Annotated in this window: 22 protein-coding genes and 1 pseudogene; 13 read left to right on the forward strand and 10 right to left on the reverse strand. The window is 68.4% G+C overall.

Annotation, left to right across the window (positions count from 1 at the left end; all coding sequences use genetic code 11):
- Positions 1-99: 99 nt before the first annotated feature.
- Positions 100-207, reverse strand: a complete 108-nt coding sequence (locus ACFPJ1_RS43310) for an MFS transporter small subunit (protein WP_417498489.1) — start codon at positions 205-207, stop codon at positions 100-102.
- Positions 204-1,601, reverse strand: a complete 1,398-nt coding sequence (locus ACFPJ1_RS16460) for an OFA family MFS transporter (protein ID WP_380104686.1) — start codon at positions 1,599-1,601, stop codon at positions 204-206. Before ACFPJ1_RS16460 ends, ACFPJ1_RS43310 begins: the two co-directional genes overlap by 4 nt.
- Before the next feature lie 193 nt (positions 1,602-1,794).
- Here ACFPJ1_RS16460 and ACFPJ1_RS16465 point away from each other — a divergent pair, with 193 nt between their 5' ends.
- The gene (locus ACFPJ1_RS16465; protein WP_380104688.1) at positions 1,795-2,415 is read left to right on the forward strand and encodes a PH domain-containing protein; all 621 of its coding nucleotides are present in this window, start codon (positions 1,795-1,797) and stop codon (positions 2,413-2,415) included.
- 59 nt (positions 2,416-2,474) lie between these two features.
- Positions 2,475-2,753: pseudogene (locus ACFPJ1_RS16470) on the forward strand (PaaI family thioesterase); the annotation flags it as partial.
- Positions 2,754-2,761: 8 nt separating this feature from the next.
- Here ACFPJ1_RS16470 and ACFPJ1_RS16475 read toward each other — a convergent pair.
- Positions 2,762-3,322, reverse strand: coding sequence for a GtrA family protein (locus ACFPJ1_RS16475; protein ID WP_380104690.1), 561 nt, complete (start codon positions 3,320-3,322; stop codon positions 2,762-2,764).
- 144 nt (positions 3,323-3,466) lie between these two features.
- On the opposite strand from ACFPJ1_RS16475, the gene ACFPJ1_RS16480 reads away from it, so the two are divergent.
- The 3 genes from ACFPJ1_RS16480 to ACFPJ1_RS16490 all read left to right on the forward strand — a co-directional run bounded on the left by ACFPJ1_RS16480 (position 3,467) and on the right by ACFPJ1_RS16490 (position 6,464).
- The gene (locus ACFPJ1_RS16480; protein ID WP_380104692.1) at positions 3,467-4,639 is read left to right on the forward strand and encodes a 5-(carboxyamino)imidazole ribonucleotide synthase; all 1,173 of its coding nucleotides are present in this window, start codon (positions 3,467-3,469) and stop codon (positions 4,637-4,639) included.
- A 28-nt stretch (positions 4,640-4,667) separates the two neighbouring features.
- Positions 4,668-5,171, forward strand: a complete 504-nt coding sequence (gene purE, locus ACFPJ1_RS16485; protein WP_380104695.1) for a 5-(carboxyamino)imidazole ribonucleotide mutase — start codon at positions 4,668-4,670, stop codon at positions 5,169-5,171.
- A 72-nt stretch (positions 5,172-5,243) separates the two neighbouring features.
- Complete coding sequence (locus ACFPJ1_RS16490) at positions 5,244-6,464, forward strand: MFS transporter (RefSeq protein WP_380104697.1); 1,221 nt, start codon at positions 5,244-5,246, stop codon at positions 6,462-6,464.
- Between the two features lie 41 nt (positions 6,465-6,505).
- Here the strand turns inward: ACFPJ1_RS16490 and ACFPJ1_RS16495 are convergent, their stop codons facing one another.
- A complete protein-coding gene (locus tag ACFPJ1_RS16495) occupies positions 6,506-7,852 on the reverse strand; it encodes a UDP-glucose dehydrogenase family protein (RefSeq protein WP_380104699.1) in 1,347 nt (448 codons plus the stop codon).
- Between the two features lie 135 nt (positions 7,853-7,987).
- Between ACFPJ1_RS16495 and ACFPJ1_RS16500 the strand changes: the two genes are divergently transcribed.
- Positions 7,988-9,151 carry an acyl-CoA dehydrogenase family protein gene (locus ACFPJ1_RS16500; protein ID WP_380104701.1) on the forward strand — a complete coding sequence of 388 codons (1,164 nt, stop codon included), beginning with the start codon at positions 7,988-7,990 and terminating at the stop codon, positions 9,149-9,151.
- A gap of 24 nt (positions 9,152-9,175) precedes the next feature.
- Here ACFPJ1_RS16500 and ACFPJ1_RS16505 read toward each other — a convergent pair whose 3' ends face one another.
- Positions 9,176-9,655, reverse strand: a complete 480-nt coding sequence (locus ACFPJ1_RS16505; protein ID WP_380104862.1) for an Ohr family peroxiredoxin — start codon at positions 9,653-9,655, stop codon at positions 9,176-9,178.
- 226 nt (positions 9,656-9,881) lie between these two features.
- Between ACFPJ1_RS16505 and ACFPJ1_RS16510 the strand changes: the two genes are divergently transcribed.
- Positions 9,882-10,448: a COG4315 family predicted lipoprotein gene (locus ACFPJ1_RS16510; protein WP_380104703.1), complete on the forward strand. Its 567-nt coding sequence runs from the start codon at positions 9,882-9,884 to the stop codon at positions 10,446-10,448.
- 17 nt (positions 10,449-10,465) lie between these two features.
- On the opposite strand, the gene ACFPJ1_RS16515 is transcribed toward ACFPJ1_RS16510, so the two are convergent.
- Complete coding sequence (locus ACFPJ1_RS16515; RefSeq protein WP_380104704.1) at positions 10,466-11,269, reverse strand: DinB family protein; 804 nt, start codon at positions 11,267-11,269, stop codon at positions 10,466-10,468.
- A 200-nt stretch (positions 11,270-11,469) separates the two neighbouring features.
- Between ACFPJ1_RS16515 and ACFPJ1_RS16520 the strand changes: the two genes are divergently transcribed.
- Together ACFPJ1_RS16520 and ACFPJ1_RS16525 are read left to right on the forward strand one after the other, a co-directional pair.
- Positions 11,470-12,891 (forward strand): glycosyl hydrolase family 18 protein, encoded by a 1,422-nt coding sequence (locus tag ACFPJ1_RS16520; protein ID WP_380104705.1) that lies wholly within the window; start codon positions 11,470-11,472, stop codon positions 12,889-12,891.
- Between the two features lie 199 nt (positions 12,892-13,090).
- Positions 13,091-13,717 (forward strand): MOSC domain-containing protein, encoded by a 627-nt coding sequence (locus tag ACFPJ1_RS16525; RefSeq protein ID WP_380104707.1) that lies wholly within the window; start codon positions 13,091-13,093, stop codon positions 13,715-13,717.
- Between the two features lie 22 nt (positions 13,718-13,739).
- Here the strand turns inward: ACFPJ1_RS16525 and ACFPJ1_RS16530 are convergent, their stop codons facing one another.
- Both ACFPJ1_RS16530 and ACFPJ1_RS16535 read right to left on the reverse strand, forming a co-directional pair.
- Entirely contained in the window at positions 13,740-15,290 is a 1,551-nt protein-coding gene (locus tag ACFPJ1_RS16530) for an LCP family protein (RefSeq protein WP_380104709.1), read from the reverse strand.
- 206 nt (positions 15,291-15,496) lie between these two features.
- A complete protein-coding gene (locus ACFPJ1_RS16535; RefSeq protein ID WP_380104711.1) occupies positions 15,497-16,375 on the reverse strand; it encodes a helix-turn-helix domain-containing protein in 879 nt (292 codons plus the stop codon).
- A gap of 198 nt (positions 16,376-16,573) precedes the next feature.
- Here ACFPJ1_RS16535 and ACFPJ1_RS16540 point away from each other — a divergent pair, with 198 nt between their 5' ends.
- Positions 16,574-17,404 (forward strand): SAM-dependent methyltransferase, encoded by an 831-nt coding sequence (locus ACFPJ1_RS16540; RefSeq protein ID WP_380104713.1) that lies wholly within the window; start codon positions 16,574-16,576, stop codon positions 17,402-17,404.
- A gap of 22 nt (positions 17,405-17,426) precedes the next feature.
- Here the strand turns inward: ACFPJ1_RS16540 and ACFPJ1_RS16545 are convergent, their stop codons facing one another.
- Positions 17,427-17,996, reverse strand: a complete 570-nt coding sequence (locus tag ACFPJ1_RS16545) for a helix-turn-helix domain-containing protein (protein WP_241997788.1) — start codon at positions 17,994-17,996, stop codon at positions 17,427-17,429.
- Between the two features lie 54 nt (positions 17,997-18,050).
- Here ACFPJ1_RS16545 and ACFPJ1_RS16550 point away from each other — a divergent pair, with 54 nt between their 5' ends.
- Genes ACFPJ1_RS16550 through ACFPJ1_RS16560 form a run of 3 tightly spaced genes read left to right on the forward strand, consistent with a single transcriptional unit; the run spans position 18,051 to position 19,865 of the window.
- The gene (locus ACFPJ1_RS16550; protein ID WP_380104716.1) at positions 18,051-18,737 is read left to right on the forward strand and encodes an AzlC family ABC transporter permease; all 687 of its coding nucleotides are present in this window, start codon (positions 18,051-18,053) and stop codon (positions 18,735-18,737) included.
- Between the two features lie 16 nt (positions 18,738-18,753).
- Positions 18,754-19,074, forward strand: coding sequence for an AzlD domain-containing protein (locus ACFPJ1_RS16555; RefSeq protein ID WP_380104717.1), 321 nt, complete (start codon positions 18,754-18,756; stop codon positions 19,072-19,074).
- A gap of 44 nt (positions 19,075-19,118) precedes the next feature.
- The gene (locus tag ACFPJ1_RS16560) at positions 19,119-19,865 is read left to right on the forward strand and encodes a hypothetical protein (protein ID WP_380104719.1); all 747 of its coding nucleotides are present in this window, start codon (positions 19,119-19,121) and stop codon (positions 19,863-19,865) included.
- A gap of 48 nt (positions 19,866-19,913) precedes the next feature.
- On the opposite strand, the gene ACFPJ1_RS16565 is transcribed toward ACFPJ1_RS16560, so the two are convergent.
- Positions 19,914-21,989, reverse strand: a complete 2,076-nt coding sequence (locus ACFPJ1_RS16565) for a spermine/spermidine synthase domain-containing protein (RefSeq protein WP_380104721.1) — start codon at positions 21,987-21,989, stop codon at positions 19,914-19,916.
- Positions 21,990-22,023 lie beyond the last annotated feature (34 nt).

Raw genomic sequence — 22,023 nt, forward strand, 5'->3', positions numbered from 1 at the left:
GGAGCTGGGCATATCGGCCGCGAATGCGTAGCCGGAGGGCGGATGGTTACGCCGACGGCCTTCGTCCGCTGACCGCCGGCGATGTGAATTATCTGCGGGCTAGTGGGTGAAGAGTTTGGCCGCGGTGACCAGCGTTTGGATCACGCCGTAGCCGAGTAGTACCGCGACTAGCGCCCAGGAGACAACGAGACGGGGTGTCTGGTTCATTTCGCTGCCTCCGAGGTTGTTACCTTGCTCTGCTCGTGGAACCGGGCCGCGACCGGGCTGATCAGCAGGTTCGCGATGAAGCCGACCGCGAGCACGCCGATCATGGTGAACAAAGCCGGCCGGTAGGCCTCGGCCGTCAGAGTGCCCGGCTTGCCCTCCCGGTCGAGGAAGCCGTTGATGATGAGCGGTCCGGCGATGCCCGCCACGGACCACGCGGTCAGCAGCCGGCCGTGGATGGCGCCGACCTGGTAAGTGCCGAACAGGTCGCGCAGGTAGGCCGGCACGGTGGCGAATCCGCCGCCGTAGAAGGAGATGATCACCGCCGCCAGCAGGACGAAGATCGCCGTGCTGTTGTGGCCGACCGTCGCCAGCAGGAAGTAGGCGATCATGCCGACGCCCAGGTACATCATGTAGATCGGCTTGCGGCCGATGATGTCGGAGGTCGTCGACCAGGCGAACCGCCCGCCCATGTTGAAGATCGACAGCAACCCGACGAAGCCGGCGGCCGCGGCCACCGCGACCGTCGACTTGCCGTCGTCACTGCGGAAGAAGTCCTGGATCATCGGGCTGGCCTGCTCGAGGATGCCGATGCCGGCGGTGACGTTGCAGGCCAGGACCACCCACAGGAGCCAGAACTGCGGGGTCTTGATCGCGTTCGCGGCGGACACGTTCGCCTTGGTGACGAGGGCCTTCGTCTCCACCTTGGCCGGGTCGAACCCGTCCGGCTTCCAGCCCTCGGCGGGAACGCGGATGTTGAACACGCCGAACATCATCACGACGAAGTAGCCGATGCCGAGAGTCAGGAACAGCGCGACCAGGGCACTACCTCCGGCCACCGAGGCGGAGTTGTCCGGGTCGTAGCCGTCGTCGTACAGGCTGAGCAGCTGGCGCGACAGCGGGCTGGCCACCAGGGCGCCGCCGCCGAAGCCCATGATCGCCAGGCCGGTCGCCAGGCCCGGCCGGTCGGGGAACCACTTGATCAGGGTGGACACCGGCGAGATGTAGCCGATCCCGAGCCCGATGCCGCCGATCACGCCGTAGCCCAGGTAGACCAGCCAGAGCTGACCGGTCCCGATGCCCAGGGCGCCGACCAGGAAGCCGCTGGCCCAGAAGCAGGCGGACACGAACATGGCCTTGCGCGGGCCGTTGCGCTCGACCCAGGTACCGCCGACCGCGGCGGACAGGCCGAGCATCACGATCGCGATGCTGAAGATGATCCCGATCTGGGTCTGGCTGGCGTCGAAGTGCTTGACCATCGAGGTCTTGTAGACGCTGGTCGCGTACGCCTGACCGATGCACAGGTGGACCGCCAGGGCGGCCGGCGGGATCAGCCAGCGGCTGTAGCCCGGGGGCGCGACGGTGTGCTCCCGATCGAGGACCGACAAGATGCCCATCACTGCTCTCCTCAGTTGTCCAGTCCCCCGGTGGTCACGCCATGTGCTCGGGTGGTAACCCCCTCGCGCATCTTTGCGGACTGTATCCATTTTGTGAAGCATCAAATTAGTTAAGGTTCAACCATCAGTGGGGCGTCCCCGCCTGATCGTGTCGGGCGGCGACAGCGGCCCCGGGAACTGTGAGACTGGAGACATGGCAATCTCGGCGAAGTTGTTGGGTGAGGACGAGTACGTCGTCGTCAGCACCCGGACGCACTGGAAGGCGCTGATCTTCCCGGTCTTCCTGCTGCTCGTGGTGGCGGCCGGCGGCGGTTTCCTGGCCGCGATCGTGCCCCAGGGCAGCCTGCAGACCCCGGGCCGGATCGCAATCGGCGTGGTGGGCCTGCTGGTGCTGGTCGTGTTCGGCGCCAAGCCGTTCCTGAACTGGTTCTTCTCGACCTACACGCTGACCAACCGGCGGCTGATCACCCGGCACGGCATCCTCACCCGGACCGGCCGCGACATCCCGCTGATGCGGATCAACGACGTGTCCTACGAGCACGGCCTGATCGACCGGATCCTCGGTTGCGGGACGCTGCAGATCGAGTCCGCCGGTGAGCGCGGCCAGGTGATCCTGCCGGACGTGCCGCACGTGGAGCACATGCACCTGCAGATGTCCGACCTGCTCTTCGGGGGCCCCGAGGGCAAGCCCGGCGACGGGATCCTCGACGACGAGGCCCCGCCGGAGCACCTGCAACGCCGTCCCCGCCAGCAGCAGCCCGTCGATCCGGACGCCGAAACCCTCTTCAGCTCCGACGACAACGACCGCCGCTGACGGAGGCCGGGAAGCCGGCAGGCGTCTCTCGAGGAGAGCTGTAGCAGCACGGCTACTTCCACGCCGGAGCCACCAGCGCGATCGCGGACAGTGCGGGCGGCTATGCGGCCTTCACGCTGTTCCCCGCGAACACGTCGGTTCTCACCGTCGAGTACAAGGTCAACCTGCTCGCACCTGCCGAAGGCGAGCACCTCGAAGCAGTCGGGAAGGTGCTCAGATCCGGACGGACGCTGACCGTGTGCCAGTTCGAGGTGTTCGGCGTTCTGGGCCCAAAGCGGTCACTCGTGGCAGCGGGTCAGCAGACCTTGATCTGCGTCGAGGCCCGGGCCGAACGATGAACTGAGAGTCAGCGGATGGCCGGGAGGTCGCCGGTGCTCTCGGCGTCCAGAGCGGCCGGGGAGTCCGGGGCCTTGGGGTGCTCCACCTCGTCCAGTTCGATCTCCTCACGGAAGACGAACTTGCGGTACGACCAGAAGCGGAACAGCGTGCCCAGACCCAGACCGATGACGTTCGCGGCGATGTTGTCGGCCAGCGCGTTGTGCAGGTCGAGGACGTAGCGGGAGAAGCCGAGGCAGGCAGCCGCGATCAGCAGGCCGATGCCGTTCAGCACGAAGAAGAGCACGTACTCGCGGTGCAGCCCGGTGCGCTCGCGGTGCTTCCAGGTCCAGTGCCGGTTGCCCAGGTACGTCGCGACGGTGGCCACCGTAACCGAGATCACCTTCGCGGTCAGCGGCTTGTGGTGCAGCATGCCGTCACCCGGCGTACCGAACACGAGAGGGTTGTCGAAGACGAGCCAGTTGTAGATCGGCAGGTCCACGATCATGCCGAGAAGTCCAACCAGACCGAACTTGGCCACTTCGTGCACCAGGTGCTCGACCTGGCGGTACAGCCTTGTGACGATCTTCAACGGTCCAGGAAACTCTCTGTGAACACGGACTACTGGTCAGGGCGGTTCCCCACGGTACCCGGCAACCGGTCCGACACCGAAATCCGCCGCGCGCCGAACCAGCCCGCGGCGTACCCCCTGTTGTCAGCACATTAGGCTCCACCCGTGAAGTTCGAGCGGAAAGATCTACCCGTCGGGACGCCCGTGGTCGGCATGGTCGGGGGTGGTCAGCTGGCGCGGATGACGCAGGAGGCGGCGATCGCGCTGGGGATCCAGTTGCGGGTGCTCGCGGAAGGGCCGGCGGTGTCCGCCGCGCAGGCCGTCGCCGACGCGCCGGTGGGCGACTACCGCGACCCCGAGACCGTACGCCGGTTCGCCGCCGAGGCGGACGTGGTCACGTTCGACCACGAGCACGTGCCGACCGACCTGCTCCGTCAGCTTGAGGCGGACGGGGTCAAGGTGCGGCCTGGTCCGGACGCCTTGGTGCACGCCCAGGACAAGGCGGTGATGCGGCAGCGGCTGGACGCGTTCGACGCTCCCGCGCCGGCGCACCAGGTGGTCGCGTCCAAGGCGGATGTGGAGGACTTCGCCAAGCGCATCGGCGGCTTCCCGATCATCCTGAAGACCACCCGCGGTGGCTACGACGGCAAGGGTGTCTGGGTGGCTCGGAGTGCCGACGACCCGACCGTCGAGGAGGCGTTCCGGGCGACGGTGCCGATCCTCGCCGAGGAGAGGGTCGACTTCGTTCGCGAGCTGTCCGCGATCGTCGCGCGGTCGCCGCACGGCCAGGCGGTCGCCTACCCGGTGGTGGAATCCGTTCAGAAGGACGGGATCTGCGTCGAGGTCACCGCGCCCGCGCCCGGTCTCGCGCCGGATCGGGCCGCCCAGGCCCAGCAGACGGCGCTGCGGATCGCCAAGGAGCTCGGCGTGGTCGGGATCCTCGCGGTCGAGATGTTCGAGGCCCGCGACGGCCGGCTGCTGGTGAACGAGCTCGCGATGCGCCCGCACAACACCGGCCACTGGTCGATCGAGGGCGCCGTCACCAGCCAGTTCGAGAACCACCTGCGCGCAGTACTCGACCTGCCGCTCGGGTCACCCGCGGCGCGTTCGCCGTACACGGTGATGGTCAATGTGCTGGGCGGTGATGTGGAGGACATGCACCTCGGACTCTTGCACTGCATGGCGCGCGACCCGGGGCTGAAGGTGCACTTCTACGGGAAGTCCGTGAAGCCGGGGCGCAAGATCGGCCACGTCACGGCGTACGGGGACGACCTGGAGGAGACCCGCGAGCGCGCGCGACACGCCGCGGCATACCTGACCGGCACCATCGACGAATGACCGGCACCACCGACGGAGGACGGGCAGCATGAGCGTGGGAATCGTGATGGGGTCCGACTCGGACTGGCCGACGATGAAGGCGGCGGCGGAGGTGTGTGTCGAGTTCGACGTGCCCTTCGAGGCCGACGTGATCTCCGCGCACCGGATGCCGGTAGAGATGATCGACTACGGCCGCGGGGCGCACGGGCGCGGGCTGAAGGTGCTGATCGCCGGGGCCGGTGGGGCCGCGCACCTGCCGGGCATGCTCGCCGCGGTGACGCCGCTGCCGGTGATCGGCGTCCCGGTGCCGCTGAAGTACCTGGACGGGATGGACTCGCTGCTGTCCATCGTGCAGATGCCGGCCGGGGTCCCGGTGGCCACCGTGTCGATCGGGAACGCCCGCAACGCAGGCCTGCTCGCGGTACGGATCCTGGCGGCGCACGACGAGAAGCTGCGGGACCGGATGACCGCCTTCCAGGAGGGCCTGGCCGAGCTGGCCCGGGCGAAGGGAAGCACCGTCCGTGATGGCGCGGAAGAGTTGCGTAAATCCTGACCGATCCGGTTTCCACAGCCTCGGGCAGGGTAGCCGTGTGATCCCGTCCATTGTCGTCTAAGGTCGTCGATCGTGACTCCGCCCGCAGAACCGGACACACAGCGCATCCCGGTCCGCTACTGGATCTGGCTGTTCGGTGCCGCTGTGTCCCTCCTCGGCGACCTGACGATGACTTTTGCCATCGGATGGTCCGCCAGCCAGCACGGTGGCCGGACCGCCGGGCTGGTGCTCCTCGTGGCCGCCGCGCCCCGCGCCGCCCTGTTGCTGATCGGTGGCGCCATCGGCGACCGGTACGGCGCGCCCAAGGTGCTGCTCGCCAGTTGTACGGCGATGTTCCTGCTCACGCTGGCGTTGGTGCCGGCCACGCTGGCTGTCGGTGAACCTGTCTGGCTGCTGCTCGCGACCGCGCTCGTCGTCGGCGTGATCGACGCGTTCTTCCTGCCGTCGTCCCGGTCGATGCCACGGCTGCTGGTGCCGGCGGAGCAGGTGCCGCGAGCGCTGGCGAGCTTCCAGGTGACCGGGGTCGTCTTCGCCGTCACCGGTACGGCGGTCGGCGGCGTGCTGGTGAGCTGGTCGGGCCTGACGGCGGCCTCCGGGTTCGATGCGCTGACCTTCGGCGTGATGATCGTCGTCCTGCTCGTACTGCGGGAGCCCGCGCCGGAGCAGACGGGTCCACGCACGGGCATGTTCCGCTCGATCGCGGACGGCATCAGGATGGCCTTCGGCCGCCCGCTGACCCGCGCGCTGCTGATCACGATGACGGTGGCGGCAGGTCTGCTGATGCCCTTGGACGCGCTGTTGCTGCCCTTGCTGGCAAGGGCTCACGGCTGGGACGCATCGACCGCTGGTCTGCTGGTGGCCAGCCGGAGCCTGGGTGTCGGCGTGATTGCGCTGCGCATCCTCACCCGCGGCGCCTTCCCGCGCCCCGGCATGTTCGCGGCCTTCGGCCTCCTGTTGGCCGGCGTCGGGCTGCTGGGGCTGGCGGTGCTGGATCCGCTGCCGCTGACGATCGCGGCCGGTGTGGTCAGCGGTATCGGCGTCGGGACGTTCACAGGCCACGTGCTGCCGTTGCTGATGAACTCGGTGGAGCGCGAGTACCAGTCGCGCCTGCAGTCCGTCGTGGTGCTGTGTCAGAGCCTCGCGCTGGTGGTGATGAACCCGGTGCTCGGCACGTTCGCAGACGTGCCGAGCGTTGGCATCACAGGCGTGTGCCTCGGCATCGCCGTCGCCTCGATCCTGATCGGCCTGATCGCCCTGACCCGCCCGGTCCTCCGCAACGCCACCGTCGCGTAGCTGGGGTTCCACGTGAGTCGGGAACCCCAGCGCGCGGAGACTTACGGCTTGCCGGGGGCCTTGTAGGTCCAGCCGGCGTCGCGCCACTTCTTCGAGTCGAGGGACAGCCTCGCGTCGACCACCACCGGGTTCTCGACGGCACCCCGCAGCGCGGCCGGGTCGAGCTCGCGGAACTCGGGCCACTCGGTGAGGTGCAGGACCAGGTGTGCGCCCTCGCACGCCTCGGCCGCGGATGCGGCGTACCGCAGCGTTGGGCGGACCTGGCGCGCGTTCTCCATCGCCTCCGGGTCGTAGACCGTGACGGTCGCGCCGTGCAGCTGGATCCGGCCGGCCACGTCGAGCGCGGGCGAGTCCCGGACGTCGTCGGTGCCTGCCTTGAAGGCGGCGCCGAGCACGGTGACCTTCTTGCCGACCCACTCGGCGCCGAGCAGTTCGTGCACCACGTCGACGATCCGGCCGCGGCGGCGCTGGTTGATGTCGTCGACCTCGCGGAGCAGCGTGATCACCTCTTCCACGCCGAGCTCACCCGCCCGGGCCATGAACGAGCGCAGGTCCTTCGGCAGGCAGCCCCCGCCGTACCCCGGACCCGCGTTCAGCATGCCGCGGCCGATCCGCTTGTCGTGGCCGAGCGCGTCGGCGAGCTGAGTGACGTCCGCGCCGGCCGCGTCGGCCATCTCCGCGAGCGCGTTGATGAAGGAGATCTTCGTGGCCAGGAAGGCGTTCGCGCCGCCCTTGACCAGTTCGGCGGTGGGCCGGTTGCAGACGACCACCGGGGTGCCTTCGGCGATCGGCTGGGCGAACACCTGGCGCAGCCGGGTCTCGGCGGCCTCGGTCTCGACGCCGAAGACCAGCCGATCCGGGTGCAGGGTGTCCTCGACGCCGTGCGCCTCGCGGAGGAACTCCGGCTGCCAGGCGAGCTCGATGCCCTCGCCGGCGGGAGCCTCGGTCTGGAACCGCTGCTCCACCAGCTTCGCCGTACCGACCGGGACGGTGGAGCGGCCGACCACCAGGCACGGCCGGGTCAGGCCCGGCGCGAGCATGTCGACCACCGAGTTCACCTGGGACAGGTCGGCGGCGTCACTGCCCTCGGTCTGCGGCGTGCCCACGCAGATGAAGTGCACGTCGGCCCAGTCGGCGATCTCGGTGTAGTCCTTGGTGAAACGCAGCCGGCCGGAGTCCACGTGTTTCTTCAGCAATGGATCCAGGCCCGGTTCGTACAGCGGAGCCTTGCCGTCGTTGAGCAGCTTGAGCCGGTGCTCGTCGATCTCGACGCCGATCACGTCGAAGCCGAACTCGGCCATCCCGGCGGCGGTGTTGGCGCCGAGGTAGTTCGTGCCGATCACCGAAATCCGCAGCGGTCGCTCGCTGGTGGGCGTGCCTTGAGTCATGCCAGGGACTCTACCGATGCCGATGAGCAACTGATGACAGGCTCATGGCCACCGGGTGCCGCGGGGGTGCGCTGTTGGTCACTTTCCGGGTACGCCGGGTCCCGGCGGCGGGCGATTCGTCGTACATTGCAACTCGTGAGTAACTCATTCGACCTGTACGCGCTGTCCGAGGAGCACCAGGCGATCCGCGAGGCCGTTCGCGACGTCTGCGACGCGAAGGTGGCCCCGAACGCCGGCGGCGTGGACGAGCTCGCCGAGTTCCCCAAGGCGTCGTACGACGCGCTCAAGGCGTCGGACTTCCACGCCCCGCACATCCCCGAGCAGTACGGCGGCGCCGGGGCGGACGCGCTCGCCACCGTGATCGTGATCGAAGAGGTGGCCCGCGCCTGCGCGTCCACCTCGCTGATCCCGGCCGTGAACAAGCTTGGCTCGCTGCCGTTGCTGCTGTCCGGGTCGGACGAGGTCAAGGAGAAGTACCTGCCGCCGGTGGCCGCGGGTGACTCGATGTTCTCGTACTGCCTGTCGGAGCCGGAGGCAGGCTCGGACGCCGTCTCGATGAAGACTCGCGCGGTTGCCGACGGTTCGGAGTACGTGGTGAACGGCGTGAAGCGCTGGATCACCAACGCCGGGGTGAGCGATTTCTACACCGTCTTCGCGGTGACGGACCCGGACGCCCGGTCGAAGGGGATCAGCGCCTTCGTGGTCGAGAAGTCCGACGACGGCGTCTCCTTCGGCGCGCCCGAGAAGAAGCTCGGCATCAAGGGCTCGCCGACCCGCGAGGTGTACTTCGACAACGTCCGGATCCCCGCGTCCCGGATGATCGGCGCGCCCGGCACCGGCTTCAGCACCGCGATGGCGACGCTCGACCACACCCGCGTGACGATCGCCGCCCAGGCGCTCGGCATCGCGCAGGGAGCGCTCGACTACGCCCTCGGCTACGTCAAGGAGCGCAAGCAGTTCGGCAAGGCGATCGCCGAGTTCCAGGGCCTGCAGTTCATGCTCGCCGACATGGGCATGAGGATCGAAGCGGCCCGCCAGCTCACGTACGCCGCGGCGGCCCGCTCCGAACGCGGCGACTCCGACCTCACATACTTCGGCGCCGCCGCCAAGTGCTTCGCCTCCGACGTGGCGATGGCGGTCACCACCGACGCAGTACAACTCCTCGGCGGCTACGGCTACACCCACGACTACCCCGTCGAACGCATGATGCGCGACGCCAAGATCACGCAAATCTACGAAGGCACCAACCAGGTCCAGCGCATCGTCATGGCCCGCCAACTCCTCAAGGGCCTCAGCTGACCACAAACTCGCAGGCACGGTCGGTCATGCAGCGCCTTGGTCGCTCCTGACGATCTCCTCGATCGGTGTCCCGTCGACGCTGAGCATGACCTGAATGTTGCCGCGGGTGGCGTTGGAATAGGGGCAACGCTTGTCCGCCTCGGTCATCAGGTAGGCGGCAGCGTCAGGCATAAGGTGCGGCGCGTGCAGGTCCAGGGCGACCTGGATGCCGAAGCCGCCATGTCCGGTCGGGCCGATTCCGACGCGGGCGGTGATGCGGGAGTCGCCGGCGTCAAGCTTGTGTCCTTGGGCGATCGCCAGCATGGCCGACTGGAAACAAGCCCCGTAGCCGATGGCGAACAGTTGCTCGGGGTTGGTGCCTGGTCCACCCGTACCGCCCATGTCGTCGGGCACCGAAAGATCGACTTCCAGGCGGCCGTCAGAAGTGCGGCCGTGCCCCGACCGGCCGCCTTCGGTGACCGCCTCGGCGGTGTAGAGGATCTTGCTCAACGGAATGGCTGGCATTGCACTACCTTCCTTGCAGCGTGGACGTTCTCGCCTCAGATCGGTGTTCGAGGCGCCTGCTTCCGACGCTAGCTCGCTGCGTTCGTTACGCCGGTCCACCGATGCCCTGGTCATGCCGACCGGGTATCGATACCCGTGTCTTCCCGGGGTCATTGCGCGGCCATTGCCGCGACTGTGGAGCTGTCAGCAAACACGGAAGACCAGCTCGCCCAAGGAGCAACCACCAGTGATCACTCATCAGAGGTCGAACACGATCCATCGCCGGCACCTCCAGACCGCAGCGATGGCCCTCGCTGCAGCCGCTTTCACACTGACCGCGGCCGGCTGCGGCGGTGACTCAGGCGGCTCCACTGGATCGGCGCCGGCGCCGGTGCCGTCGGCCACCGGCGATGCGCTCAGCGCTCAAGGCACCGCACTCGGCACCATCCTCGTCGACGGCCAAGGCCGGACTGTCTACGAGTTCGCCAACGACACGAGCAGCAAGTCGACCTGCGCCGCGGCGTGCGCGGCCAACTGGCGCTACGTGCCGGCGCCGGCATCGCTGCCGATGTCCCTCCCCGGCGTGACCGGCACCCTCGGTACGACCACCCGCGACGGCGGAGCCACCCAGCTCACCGTCGCAGGCCACCCTGTCTACACCTTCGTCGGCGACTCAACCCCAGGCCAGACCACCGGTCAGGGCATCACCCTCGACGGCGGCCTGTGGACCGTCGTGTCCCCGGCCGGCGCGCCTGTCACGAGCCCCAGCCCGGTCGGTGCCTCGACCCAGAACCCCGTCGCCCCCGGCTACTGAGCAAGGGGCTTGGCTGATCAGCGGGACTCTTGTTCCAGGGCGGTCAGGTCGCGTTCGGCGTAGAGGCGGTGTTCCCATTCCTCGTTGAGAACTGTGCGGAGGCATTCCTTGAGGGGGCAGTTCTCGAGCTGGGGCCAGCCGGGTTCGGTCTGGGTGACCTTCGAGGAGAGTTGCTCGTCGGTCAGTGAGGCGAGGACGTCGCTGACCATCTTCTGACGGTCGTGGCGGATCGCGAGCACCTCGTCGAGTGTGGGTCGTGCTTCCCGGTCGCACGGGATGTCGTCCCACTTGGGCGCCTCGTCCCAGGGGAGGTCCAGCTGGTGCCAGGGGTAGGGGTTGCCGAGGACCATCCGGCCGACCCAGGCGGCGCTGGCGAAGTTCAGGTGCCGCAGGGTCTGGATGAAGGACCATTCGTCGTCGACGCCGCGGTGGAGGTCGGCTTCGGGGAAGGTTCTCGCCCGGGCGACGGTCCCCTCCCACAGCCGCTCCAGGATCGTCCAGGCCTGACGGAATCCCTCGGGGTCGTCGGGGCGCATCTTCGCCCGGTCGGGCGTTCGGCGATTCAGCTCGGCCTCGACGAGCGGTGCGATGTCCACGCCGTTCACGACGACGTTCTGGAGCTCACCGCTGATCTGGACGTCGAGCAGCTCGACCCCCCGCAGGCGGGTCCCGTAGAACGAGGCGGCGCGGATCTGCGCCCCGCTGAAGTCGACGTCGCGCAGGCCGGCTCCCTTGAGCGACACCTCGCTGAGGGTGGCGTCGCTGAGATTCACACGCTCGAAGCGTGCTCCGGTCAGGTCCTGCTCGCGAAACTCGGTCATGGACAGCACCGTAGAGCCGATCCCGGACAATCCACTTCCGATTCAGCCGATCTCCAGTGGAGTCGGGCCCCGGTATTCATTCTCCGTAACCCCTTGACGACGCTGAGAGATCCGAGTTGAATGCGCTGCATTCAGTCAACTCTTTTCTTATCTTCACCTTCGCAGTCCCCGCCCCCCGGAAGGTAAAGGACACCCGCCCCATGCACCCTTCTTCTCCGTCTTGGATCAAGGTCCGAAGTCGCGTCGCGGTCGCGGCTCTCGCGCTGGCGACAGTCGCGGCCGGAGCCACGGCTCTGCTCGCTCCCGCCCCGCCCGCGAGCGCCGAGGTCACTGCCCGGACCGCCGCCGCCGCGCTGCCCAACGGGTTCCGCAGCGTCGGCTACATGCCGTCCTGGTCCGGCGACGTCAACGCCATCCAGTACTCCAAGCTGACCCACATCAACTACGCGTTCGCGCTGCCGAACTCCAACGGCACCCTGCAGGGGATCGAGAACACGTCGAAGCTGTCCTCGCTGGTGTCCCAGGGGCACAACAACGGGGTCAAGGTGTCGCTGGCCATCGGCGGCTGGAACGACGGCAACGACTCCGCGTTCGAGGCGCTCGCGGGCAACTCCGGTAGCCGCACCACCTTCGTCAACAGCGTGATGAGCGTCGTCAACCAGTACAACCTCGACGGCATCGACATCGACTGGGAGTACCCCGACCCGGGCACGTCCGGCAACAACTACACCGCGCTGATGCAGCAGTTGAGCAACGCCTTGCACGGCAGCGGCAAACTGCTCACCGCCGCGGTGGTGTCCGAGGGCGGTACGGCGAACGGCGTACAGCCGGCCGTCTTCGGCTACGTCGACTGGCTCAACATCATGGCGTACGACGGCGGCAGCCCGCACGCCAACTACGACTGGTCCGTCGCCGCGGCCAACTTCTGGAAGAGCCGAGGTCTGCCGAAGGCCAAGACAGTGCTCGGCGTGCCGTTCTACAGCCGTCCCGGCTACCTGACCTACTCGCAGATCGTCGCGCTGAACCCGAACAACGCGAACGTCGACTGCATCAACGCCAACGGCGCCCAGCAGTGCTACAACGGCATCCCCACGATCAAGCGCAAGACGCAGTGGGCGGTGGCGAACGGCGGCGGCATCATGAACTGGGAGCTGTCCCAGGACACCACCGGCAGCACCTCGCTGGTCAGCGCGATCTTCGACGCAGCGGGCGGCACCGGTACGCCGCCGACCGGTGGCAAGACCGGCCTGATCAGGGGCATCGCCGGCAAGTGCGTCGACGTGGCCGGTGCGAACAGCGCCAACGGAACCGCGGTCCAGCTCTGGACCTGCAACGGTACTTCGGCGCAGACCTGGACGGTCGGCACCGACAACACCATCAGGGCGCTCGGCAAGTGCATGGACGTCGCCGCCGCGGGCACAGCCAACGGCACCAAGGTCCAGTTGTACGACTGCAACGGCACCGGCGCGCAGACCTGGCAGGCACAGTCCAACGGCACCCTCCGCAACCCGGCCTCGGGCCGCTGCCTGGACGCGACCGGCCCCAGCTCCGCAGACGGCACCCGCCTGCAGATCTGGGACTGCTCCGGCGGCAGCAACCAGGTATGGAGCCTCCCCGCCTGATCCGGCATGACGTGGACCGCCCTCCGAGCAAGGGATCCTCGGAGGGCGGTCGCGCCAGGTCAGCTGCAGGACGGGACCCAGTGGTGTGACGCGATGTTGTTGATCGGCCGCATGTAGCCCAGCCGCAGGTGTCGCCGGTCCGCGGGATCTGAGCAAAACGATCAAGTGAGGCAGGACTTCGGTATGCCTCACTGGAGGTATGGGCAGCGTCGAGGCGGTGAATGTGGTCCGGGAAGTGCGGGATGGGCGGTGGGGTCTGACGGCCATCGACAAGCGGCCGGTCGACGGGCTGGTCGAGGTCGGTGAGTTGGGGCTCACCGGAGACCAGCAGTTGACCGGCGGGCACGGAGGGCGGGATCGGGCGGTCTATGCCTACGCGAGTGAGGATGCTACCTGGTGGGCCGACGAGCTCGGGCGCGAGACACCGGCCGGACTGTTCGGGGAGAACCTCAGGACGGTGGGGCAACCGGTCGGGGACGCGCAGCTCGGGGAGCGTTGGCGGATCCGGAATGTGTTGCTGGAGGTTCGGTTGCCGCGGACGCCGTGTGAGAATCTCTCGCTCCGCTTGGGGATCGAGCGCTTCCATCGCCGCTTCGCGAGCACGGGAAGGGTCGGCGCGATGCTCAAGGTCCTCGAGCCCGGCGAGCTCCGGGCCGGCGACGAGATCGAGATCGTCTACCGTCCCGACCACGGCCTGACGATCAGCGACCTCGCTGTCGGCGCCCCACCCGATTGCGCCCGAAGACTCCTCGATTCAGGCCTTCCCGTCGCCCCCACCGTCCGGGCCAAGCTCCGCCGAATCGTCCGCCGAGACGCCACGCACTGACGTTCTGCCCGGCTGGAAGGGGTCAGGGAGTCTCGACCGGGTGGTACTCGCAGGCGTCGGCGAGATCGGCGGTGGGGGTGGTCGTCCCGGGGGTGGTTGTCGTGCCTGGCCGGGGCTTGACCGGGGTGGCCGTGGTCCGTGGCTTCACAGGTGTGGTCGGCGTGACGGGCTTCGAGGCCAGGGCGGCGGCGACGGTGGCGCGCAGGCCGTCGTAGTCCGGGTGCGGGTAGGCGAACTTCAGTTTCTGGCCGTCGAGCGGGACCTCGGAGACCTTCGCCGACTTCACCTTCAGGCCCAGGTCGAGGAAGGCGGGCAGCAGGTCCTGCGGGATGTCGGTGCGGACCATGTTCTTCCCGACCGCGGCGAGTTTCTGGTAGCTCTTCAGCAGGTTGGCCGGCGTGGCCGCCTCGGCGATCGCGTGGATCGCGCACCGCTGGCGGGCGCTGCGAGCGTCGTCGGGGTTGGGGATCTGGTACCGCCCGCGGGCGTACCAGAGCGCCTCGAGGCCCCAGAGGTGCTTGTTCTGCGCGGGTTTGAGGTAGTAGTTCGGCGGCCGCTTCGCGTCGTCGCTGCCGCCGACCGGGATCGGGTAGTTGATGTTCACGGTGATGCCACCGAGCGCGTTGACCAGCCCGGTGAAGCCGGCCAGGTTGACCTGGACGTAGTAGTCCATCGTCAGCCCGGTCGCCTCGCCGACGGCGAGTTTGAGGATGTCCGCGCCCTCGTTGTCGGACCGCCCGACGATGCCCGGGTGCGCGGCCGGCACGTTCTTGTAGATCGCGTCCAGCATCCACTCCAGCCGCGCCTGCAGGCTGATGCCGTCCTTGCCGAACCCGTCGGGGTACGCCTCGTGCAGCTTGGTGCCCTTCGGGAACGGCATGAACATCAGTTTGCGCGGCAGCGAGATCAGCGAGGTGTCGCCGGTCGCGGTGTCGATGCTCGCGACGATCACCGTGTCGGTCCGGACGCCGTCGCGGTCGGGGCCGTCGTCGGCACCCAGCAGCATGATGTTCAGCCGGGGCTTGGCGGCCCAGGGGTCCTTCTTGTTCTCCACGTTCGGCCGGGTCGCGCTCTCGCTGTCCTTGCCGGCGAACACGGACTTGACCAGATCCCGCTGGGTCCGCGCGGTCTGCACACCCATCGCCGTCGGTACGGCGACCGCGAAGCAGAGCAGCCCGACGAACGCCGCCCCGATCACCCGAGTCGCCTCGGAGGCGGTGCCGGGACGCAGCGCCCGGTGCGAGGTGATGATGACGGCGATCCAGGCCAGGCCGAGCACTATCAGGCCGAGCGTGGCGTACAGCAGTTTCTGCGGCGTGACGGCCAGTTCGATGATCTGCTCGCGCCTGGTCAGCCCGAGGTAGGCGACCACCGCCAGCAGCATCACGCTGACGGCGAGGACGGCCGCACCGAGTTTGCGCCGCCCGGCGAGCAGGTAGCCGGTTCCCGGGATCAGCGACCCGAGCAGGGTCAGCCCGAGGATGGTGAAGGTACCGCGGTCCTTGGCCCGCTGTCGCGGTTCGGCCGGACGGAGCGGGCCGCGCGCGTTCTCCGGTTCGTGATCGCTCGCCATCGGTATGTCGACTGCTCCGTCCCACGAGAGTTAGGCGCAAAGAATATGACGAGCCGGGGGCCGGAAAGGTTGCCGGTGCACCCGTTGGAGGCAGGTCTTTACTTTCCGGTCACGAACCACTACGTTGCGTGGTTGCGAACCACGCCGCGTCCCGGGGGTCCGCGCTGCTGCAATACTTCAGGAACATTAAGTTGCCTGAGGCAACTTCAGCTGATCTCCGCGATGATCGAGGCGAGCAGGTGCTGGGTCTGCCGCGGCGTGCTGGCGGCGATCGACAGCGAGTCCATCGTGACCACGTACTCGTCCAGGTCCTCGCGCTTGTCCAGATAGACCGCACTGGTCAGGTGCTCGATGTAGACGATGTCCGGCAGGTCGGCGTCGCCGAACCGCAGCAGGCTGAACGCGCCGCCGGTGGCCGCGTAACCGCCGCCCGAGAAGGGCAGGATCTGCAGCGTCACGTTCGGCCGGCGCGACACCTCGACGAGGTACTCGAGCTGCGCCCGCAACACCGCCCAGCCGCCGATCGGCCGGCGCAGTACGGCCTCGTCGACGACCGCCCACAACCGGGCGGGCCGTTCGACGCGGGTCAGGATCTCCTGGCGTGACGTCCGCAGCGTGACGAGTCGCTCGAGCTCGGCGTCCGGCAGCACCCGCTCACCCCGGCCGAGCTGTACGACGGCCCGCGCGTAGTCCGGGGTCTGCAGCAACCCGGGCACGAACTGGACCTCGTAGGTACGGATCAGCTGGGCGGCGACCTCGAGCCCGAGGTAGGAGTGGAACCAGGTCGGCGTCAGGTCGTCGTACCGCTGCCACCAGCCGGGGTTGTTCGCCTCGCGGGCCAGGTCCAGCAGGCGTTCGCGTTCGGCCGGGTCGTCGAGCTTGTAGAGCGTCAGCAGGTCGTCGACGTCGCGCACCTTGAAACCGACCCGGCCGAGCTCGAGCCGGCTGATCTTGGACTCCGAGCCGCGGATCGCCCAGCCGGCGTCGGAGCGGCTGATATTGGCTTCCTCGCGCATCCGGCGAAGGTGTGCGCCGAGCATGATCCGCAGGGCGGTCGGGCCGCCCGGCGTCCCCTGCTCCGCCACTGCCGCCTCCCTGTTCAGCCCACGCCCCAGCCGGCCAGATCGGCCCCTGTGGTCACTACATCGTGCTTCGTCGGTGGATCATTTCACGGTTGCCCGGCCGGTGGGGAAGCCCGACGCGCACGGACAGGGTGAACCGGTGCCCCCACGGTGAGTAGGCTCAGTGCTCATCACCCGGACAACCCACCTGCGAGGTCGTCGATGCCCGATGCCACCAAAGCCCCCAGTTCCGTGCCGGTCGGGGTGGACACGACCCGGGCCAGCATCGCCCGCGTGTACGACGCGGCGCTGAACGGCAAGGATAACTACGAGATCGACCGCGAGGTGCTCCGCCAGGTGGCCACCGTGGCCCCGCAGGTGAACGACCTGGCCTGGTCGAACCGGAACTTCCTGATCCGGGCCTGCCGGTTCCTCGCCAGCCAGGGCGGCATGACGCAGTACCTGGACTGTGGCTCGGGGCTGCCGACCGCCGAGAACACCCATCAGGTGGTGCAGCGGCTGCAGCCGGCCGCGAAGGTGGTCTACGTCGACAACGACCCGGTGGTGCTCGCGCACGGGCGCGCGCTGCTGGAGGAGAACGAGCAGACCCTGTTCATCAGCGCCGACATCTTCCAGCCCGAGGAGATCCTCGGCAACGACGAGGTCCGCGAGTTCCTCGACTTCAGCCAGCCGATCGCGCTGATCCACAACGGCACCCTGCACCACTACCTCGGCGACGACGGCCCGGAGATCATCCAGAAGTACACCGACGAGATGGTGCCCGGCTCGTACACCGTGATCGCGCACTTCTTCGACCCGGAGACGCCGGATCACTCCCAGATCGCCCGGGCGATGGAGCAGAAGTTCACCCACAGCCCGATGGGCAGCGGCGTGTTCCGCACCCACGCCCAGATCACGGCGATGTTCGGCGACCAGGAACTGGTCGAGCCCGGTGTGGTGCTGTGCGACGACTGGTGGCCGGACGGCCCCCGGGTCAAGCCGCTCAACCAGGTCGAGGAGTGCATCGCCGGCGGCGTCAGCCGCAAGGTCTGATTGCCTGAGGCAATCGTTCCGCTCAGCTGGTCTCCGAGATCAGTACTGCGGACGTGTCCTTGGTGAGCGCCTTGAACACGTGCGGCAGGTCGCCGGGATAGGCGATGTAGTCGCCCGGGTGGAGTTCGACGGGTTCGATGGTCGGGCCGATCAGGGCCCGGCCGCTGCTGAGCACCACATGCTCCACCGTGCCCGGCATGTGCGGCTCGGACTCCCGACCGGGGCCCGGGGCAACGACGATCCGGTAGATGTCGCGCCTGGCCTTCGGTGGGCAGGAGGCGACCAGGGTGGCGCTGTAGTCGGCGTGCTCGGAGTAGATCGCCGGGCCCTCGTTCGCCCGGATCACCTGCACTTTCGGCCGCGGCGGATCCAGCAGGTCCGCGAACTGGATCTCCAGGGCGACGCAGAGCGCCCAGAGCGTCTCCACGCTCGGGTTGCCGGTACCGGACTCCAACTGGGACAGGGTCGACTTGGCCACGCCCGCACGCCGGGCCACCTCGGTGAGGGAGAGACCGGCGCGGGCGCGCTCGCGGCGCAACGAGCCGGCGATCACGTCGAGTGGTGCCTTGCTGTCCATCGGTGTTCGCTCCATCGGTCGGTCTGTTCGGCTTGACGAACGGGCGGTCTGCTGTTCATCATAAAACCCATGCGTTCGATATGGCGAACAATCGATCCCGGGCTGCTGCGCGACATCGCGCTGGTCTGCCTGGCCGACGGCGTGGTCGGCCTCTCGTACGGCGCGATCAGCGTCGGCGGGGGACTCGACCTGTGGGTGCCGGTGCTGCTCTCGATCGTGGTGTTCGCCGGGGCGTCGCAATTCCTCTTCGTCGGCATCGTCGCGGCCGGCGGCAGCCCGATCGCCGCCACCATCGCGGGACTGCTGGTGAACAGCAGACACGTCGCGTTCGGCCTGGCCGTCAGCGACGTGATCGGCAACGGCTGGAGGCGGCCGCTGGGCAGTCACCTGATGACCGACGAGAACGTCGCCTTCGCCCTCGGTCAGGACGACCTGCGGCAGAAGCGGGCGGCGTACTGGGTCTGCGGGATCGGGATCTTCATCTGCTGGAACATCGGGGTGGTGATCGGTGCGCTGGCCGGCTCGGTGATCACCGACACCGATGTGTTCGGGCTGGACGCGGCGTTCCCGGCGGTGCTGCTCGCGTTGGTACTGCCGTCGCTGCGGGACAGGAAGACCCGTACGGCGGCGCTAGTGGGCTCGGTGGTCGCGCTCGCGGCAACGCCGTTCCTGCCTGCCGGGCTGCCGGTTCTGCTTGCCCTTGTGGGGTTGGTGTTCTACCGCTCCGACAAACCCGCGCTGGAGGCTGTCCGATGAAGCTTGAGGGTGTCCGATGAACACGACGTTGTTGCTGGTCGGGATTCTCGTCCTTGCCGTGGGCACCTTCTCGCTGCGGCTCGCCGGGCCGTTGATGCGGACGCGGTTCGAACTACCCGAGCGTGCGCAGCAGGTGATGGCCGCGGCCGCGGTGGTCCTGTTGGCGGCGCTGGTGGCGACCGCCGCTCTCACTGACGGACATGGTGGTGCGGGGATCGCGCGGCCGGCCGGAGTACTGGTCGGGGGAGTGCTCGCCTGGCGCAAGGCGCCCTTCGTGCTCGTGGTCGTCGCGGCGGCCGCCACCGCCGCGGGGTTGCGTCTGCTCGGCGTACCGTGACCGGCCTGACCCCTGTGACCGGCCTGGGCGGCTAGCGTTCGGGTATGACGACCTATCCCGGGCAACCAGCGGCGCGGGCGCCGCGGCGGACGCTGACCTGGCTCGCGATCGCCAGCTTCGTGATCGGCCTCGTGCTGGCCGGCTTCTTCGTCTGGCGGATCGTCGAGACAGCACCGCGCTCACCCGAGCGGATCGGCACCAGTGGCACGGTTCGCCTCGACAAGGACGGCCTGACGATCTACTCGTCCGAGCCCGTACTGCGGCCGCCGTGCGAGGTGAAGGACTCCAGTGGCGCGGACGTCCCGCTGAAGTCGCCCAGCGGGTCCGAGACGATCACGATCAACGACAACACCTGGTACGTGATCGCCCGCTCGGTCGAGACGGTACCGCCCGGCGAGTACGTGGTCAGCTGCGCCGACGAGGACACCGGTACGTCGTACGGCGTGGGGCCGCGGATGTCGATCCTGGGCTTCGTCGGCTCCATCTTCGGCCTGATCGGGTCGCTGCTCGTCTTCATCGGCCTGGGGGTCGTCCTGCTGGTGGTCGGCGCGCTCAAGCGCCGCAAGGCGAACCGGCCGGGCAACACCTTTCCCGGCGGGCCGGGCGGATATCCGGGCCAGCAGTACCCCGGCTATCCGCAGCAGGGCTACCAGCACCCCGGCCAACCACAGCAGGGCTACCAGCACCCCGGTCAACCGCAGCAGGGCAACACCTTCCCCGGTTACCCACCGCCGAGCACCTACAACCCCGGCCCCAACCCGGACCGTCCGAACGACCGCCCCCAGGACTGACCGGTCCGCCGGCCCGAGGTGTCGCCACCCGGGCCGGCGGTCGGAGCGCTAGGTCCGGAGTACTCCGGCCGGCTTCGGGCTGAGCAGGAAGGCGCCGGCGTACAGGAGCGCGGCGACTATCAGCAGGCCGTCGAAGCCGATGATCAGAGCGGCGTACTCCAGGCAGCCGCCGAGCATCGCGCCGAGCAGGTTGGCGCCGAAGCTGGCGGTGCCGTCGGCGGTGTCGGTGAAGCGCTTGGCGAAGATCACGTTGGCCGCGAAGATCGGCAGGAACGCGATCAGCACCGCGACCAGCGCACGCGGTCCGACCGGCATCGAGAGCAGCCAGCTGTCCGGGAACAACCAGCTGAGCAGCAACCCGCCGAACAGCACGACGTACATCACCTTCAGTGGTGGTGTCTTGAACCGCCTTGTCACTTCGACCGCGGCGAGCACCGCCAGGAGCACGCCGGCGAAGACGATCGCGTTGACCACCCACGTCGTACCGAACAGCAGTGCGAATCCGGTGATGCTCTTCGTCTCCAGCAGCATGAACCCGGCGCCCAGCAGGAACAGGTCCGCGTACGGCCGCATCCGCCGGTACGACGAGCCGCCACCGGCGATGCCGACCCCGATCACTCCGGCCACCAGGATCAGCCCCAGCGTGATCAGGTAGAGCGACGGGATCCGGTCGGTGAACAGGTAGAGGAACGGCCGGTTGTCCGTGGCGGGAGGCGGCGTGGTCGAGGTCGCGCCGGCCCAGGTGGAACCGCAGGACTGGTCGGCCTCGGTCAGGCCGACGGTCACCACCGCCTGCTGCAGGTCGTCGCCGACCTTGTCCACGCACGGCTTGTGCCCGAAGGCGGCCTGCGCGGTCGACGCGAGCCGGTCGATCAGCCAGGTCTCGCGGTAGTAGTTGTACATCGCGAACGCGCCGCCCGGGGCCAGGTGGTCCCGCGCGCTCTCGAACGCCTGCTGGGTGAACAGGTAGCTCTCCAGCCGCAGCGAGCTCGCGCCGTTCACCAGCGTCAGCGAGTCGGGCAGCGCCAGCAGGATCAGGTCGTACTTCTTGTCGGTCCGGGACAGGAACGCCCGGCCGTCGTCGATGTGCGAGGTCACCCGCGGGTCCTGGTACGACTTGTCCGGGTTGCGCTCGCGGCCGATGTCGCGGATCCGCGGGTCGATCTCCACCGCGTCGACGTGCTTGGCGCCCTTGCTCAGCGCGATCGCGACGTCGGTGCCGCTGCCGGCGCCGATGATGAGGACGTTGCCGGGCTGCTTCCCGGCCACGGCGCGCTCGTACGGCATTCCGTACTGCGGTTCCCACTGCAGGCGGCTCGCGGCCGGGATCGCCTGCTGGTGCGGTACGCCGTTCACGATGATCGTGAGCAGCGGGACACCCTGGAACTCCGAGTCGGCCGTCTGCACCTTGTAGTACGGCGACCAGCTGTTCTCCGGCCGGGTGGACTCGTGGAAGAGCACGCCGACCATCACCAGCAAGGGCGTGAGCACCAGCGCGGCGCTGAGCGCGGTGGCGGTCGCCTTCTGGTGCGGGACCATCAGCGCCAGGAACGACAAGGTGACGATCACGCCCCACCAGATCGGCGGCGAGCCCAGGAACGACAGCCCGGTGAAGGCCGCGATGCCGAGCAGGCTGCCGATCAGGTCGTACCGGTACGCCGTCAGCCGCGGCAGCTCCGCGAAGCACCGGCCGACGAGCTCCGCCGGCCCGGCCAGTACGACGGCCGCGGCGACGAAGACGATCGGCAGGATCACCCAGACGGGCGGCCCGGTGGTGTTCAGGCTGGTGAAGTAGATGACGCTGGAGGAGCTGCCGCGGTCGACCGTGACGGGCTTCCAGGCGATCACCGCGACCAGCAGGCCGAGCATGACCGGCGAGTAGTACGGCAGCCGCTTCGCCCGGCCGGACCGCAGGATGCCGATCCCGATGCCGAGGAACGAGCCGAGCAGCACGAAGTTCGAGAAGTAGCTCAGGTGCACGACGTTCGAGCCGGTCCAGCGGATCAGGGCCAGCTCGACGAACAACATCAGCGCACTGGACGCCACCAACCGGGTTCTGACTCCCAGTGGATGCTGCCACCGGGGAGCGCTGACCTGGCCGGGCGTGGAGGAGTCGACTGCCATGGGCGGCGACCATACCGGATCACAAGTGGTCTAT

The sequence above is a fragment of the Kribbella qitaiheensis genome, from assembly GCF_042657745.1.
GTDB lineage: Bacteria > Actinomycetota > Actinomycetes > Propionibacteriales > Kribbellaceae > Kribbella > Kribbella qitaiheensis.

What these genes read in the sequence shown, in the direction of transcription:
- ACFPJ1_RS43310 (WP_417498489.1), bottom strand. Translation starts at nt 207, where the DNA reads ATGAACCAGACACCCCGTCTCGTTGTCTCCTGGGCGCTAGTCGCGGTA.
- ACFPJ1_RS16460 (WP_380104686.1), bottom strand. Translation starts at nt 1,601, where the DNA reads ATGGGCATCTTGTCGGTCCTCGATCGGGAGCACACCGTCGCGCCCCCG.
- ACFPJ1_RS16465 (WP_380104688.1), top strand. Translation starts at nt 1,795, where the DNA reads ATGGCAATCTCGGCGAAGTTGTTGGGTGAGGACGAGTACGTCGTCGTC.
- purE (WP_380104695.1), top strand. Translation starts at nt 4,668, where the DNA reads ATGAGCGTGGGAATCGTGATGGGGTCCGACTCGGACTGGCCGACGATG.
- ACFPJ1_RS16495 (WP_380104699.1), bottom strand. Translation starts at nt 7,852, where the DNA reads ATGACTCAAGGCACGCCCACCAGCGAGCGACCGCTGCGGATTTCGGTG.
- ACFPJ1_RS16505 (WP_380104862.1), bottom strand. Translation starts at nt 9,655, where the DNA reads ATGCCAGCCATTCCGTTGAGCAAGATCCTCTACACCGCCGAGGCGGTC.
- ACFPJ1_RS16515 (WP_380104704.1), bottom strand. Translation starts at nt 11,269, where the DNA reads ATGACCGAGTTTCGCGAGCAGGACCTGACCGGAGCACGCTTCGAGCGT.
- ACFPJ1_RS16520 (WP_380104705.1), top strand. Translation starts at nt 11,470, where the DNA reads ATGCACCCTTCTTCTCCGTCTTGGATCAAGGTCCGAAGTCGCGTCGCG.
- ACFPJ1_RS16525 (WP_380104707.1), top strand. Translation starts at nt 13,091, where the DNA reads ATGGGCAGCGTCGAGGCGGTGAATGTGGTCCGGGAAGTGCGGGATGGG.
- ACFPJ1_RS16530 (WP_380104709.1), bottom strand. Translation starts at nt 15,290, where the DNA reads ATGGCGAGCGATCACGAACCGGAGAACGCGCGCGGCCCGCTCCGTCCG.
- ACFPJ1_RS16540 (WP_380104713.1), top strand. Translation starts at nt 16,574, where the DNA reads ATGCCCGATGCCACCAAAGCCCCCAGTTCCGTGCCGGTCGGGGTGGAC.
- ACFPJ1_RS16545 (WP_241997788.1), bottom strand. Translation starts at nt 17,996, where the DNA reads ATGGAGCGAACACCGATGGACAGCAAGGCACCACTCGACGTGATCGCC.
- ACFPJ1_RS16550 (WP_380104716.1), top strand. Translation starts at nt 18,051, where the DNA reads ATGCGTTCGATATGGCGAACAATCGATCCCGGGCTGCTGCGCGACATC.
- ACFPJ1_RS16555 (WP_380104717.1), top strand. Translation starts at nt 18,754, where the DNA reads ATGAACACGACGTTGTTGCTGGTCGGGATTCTCGTCCTTGCCGTGGGC.
- ACFPJ1_RS16560 (WP_380104719.1), top strand. Translation starts at nt 19,119, where the DNA reads ATGACGACCTATCCCGGGCAACCAGCGGCGCGGGCGCCGCGGCGGACG.
- ACFPJ1_RS16565 (WP_380104721.1), bottom strand. Translation starts at nt 21,989, where the DNA reads ATGGCAGTCGACTCCTCCACGCCCGGCCAGGTCAGCGCTCCCCGGTGG.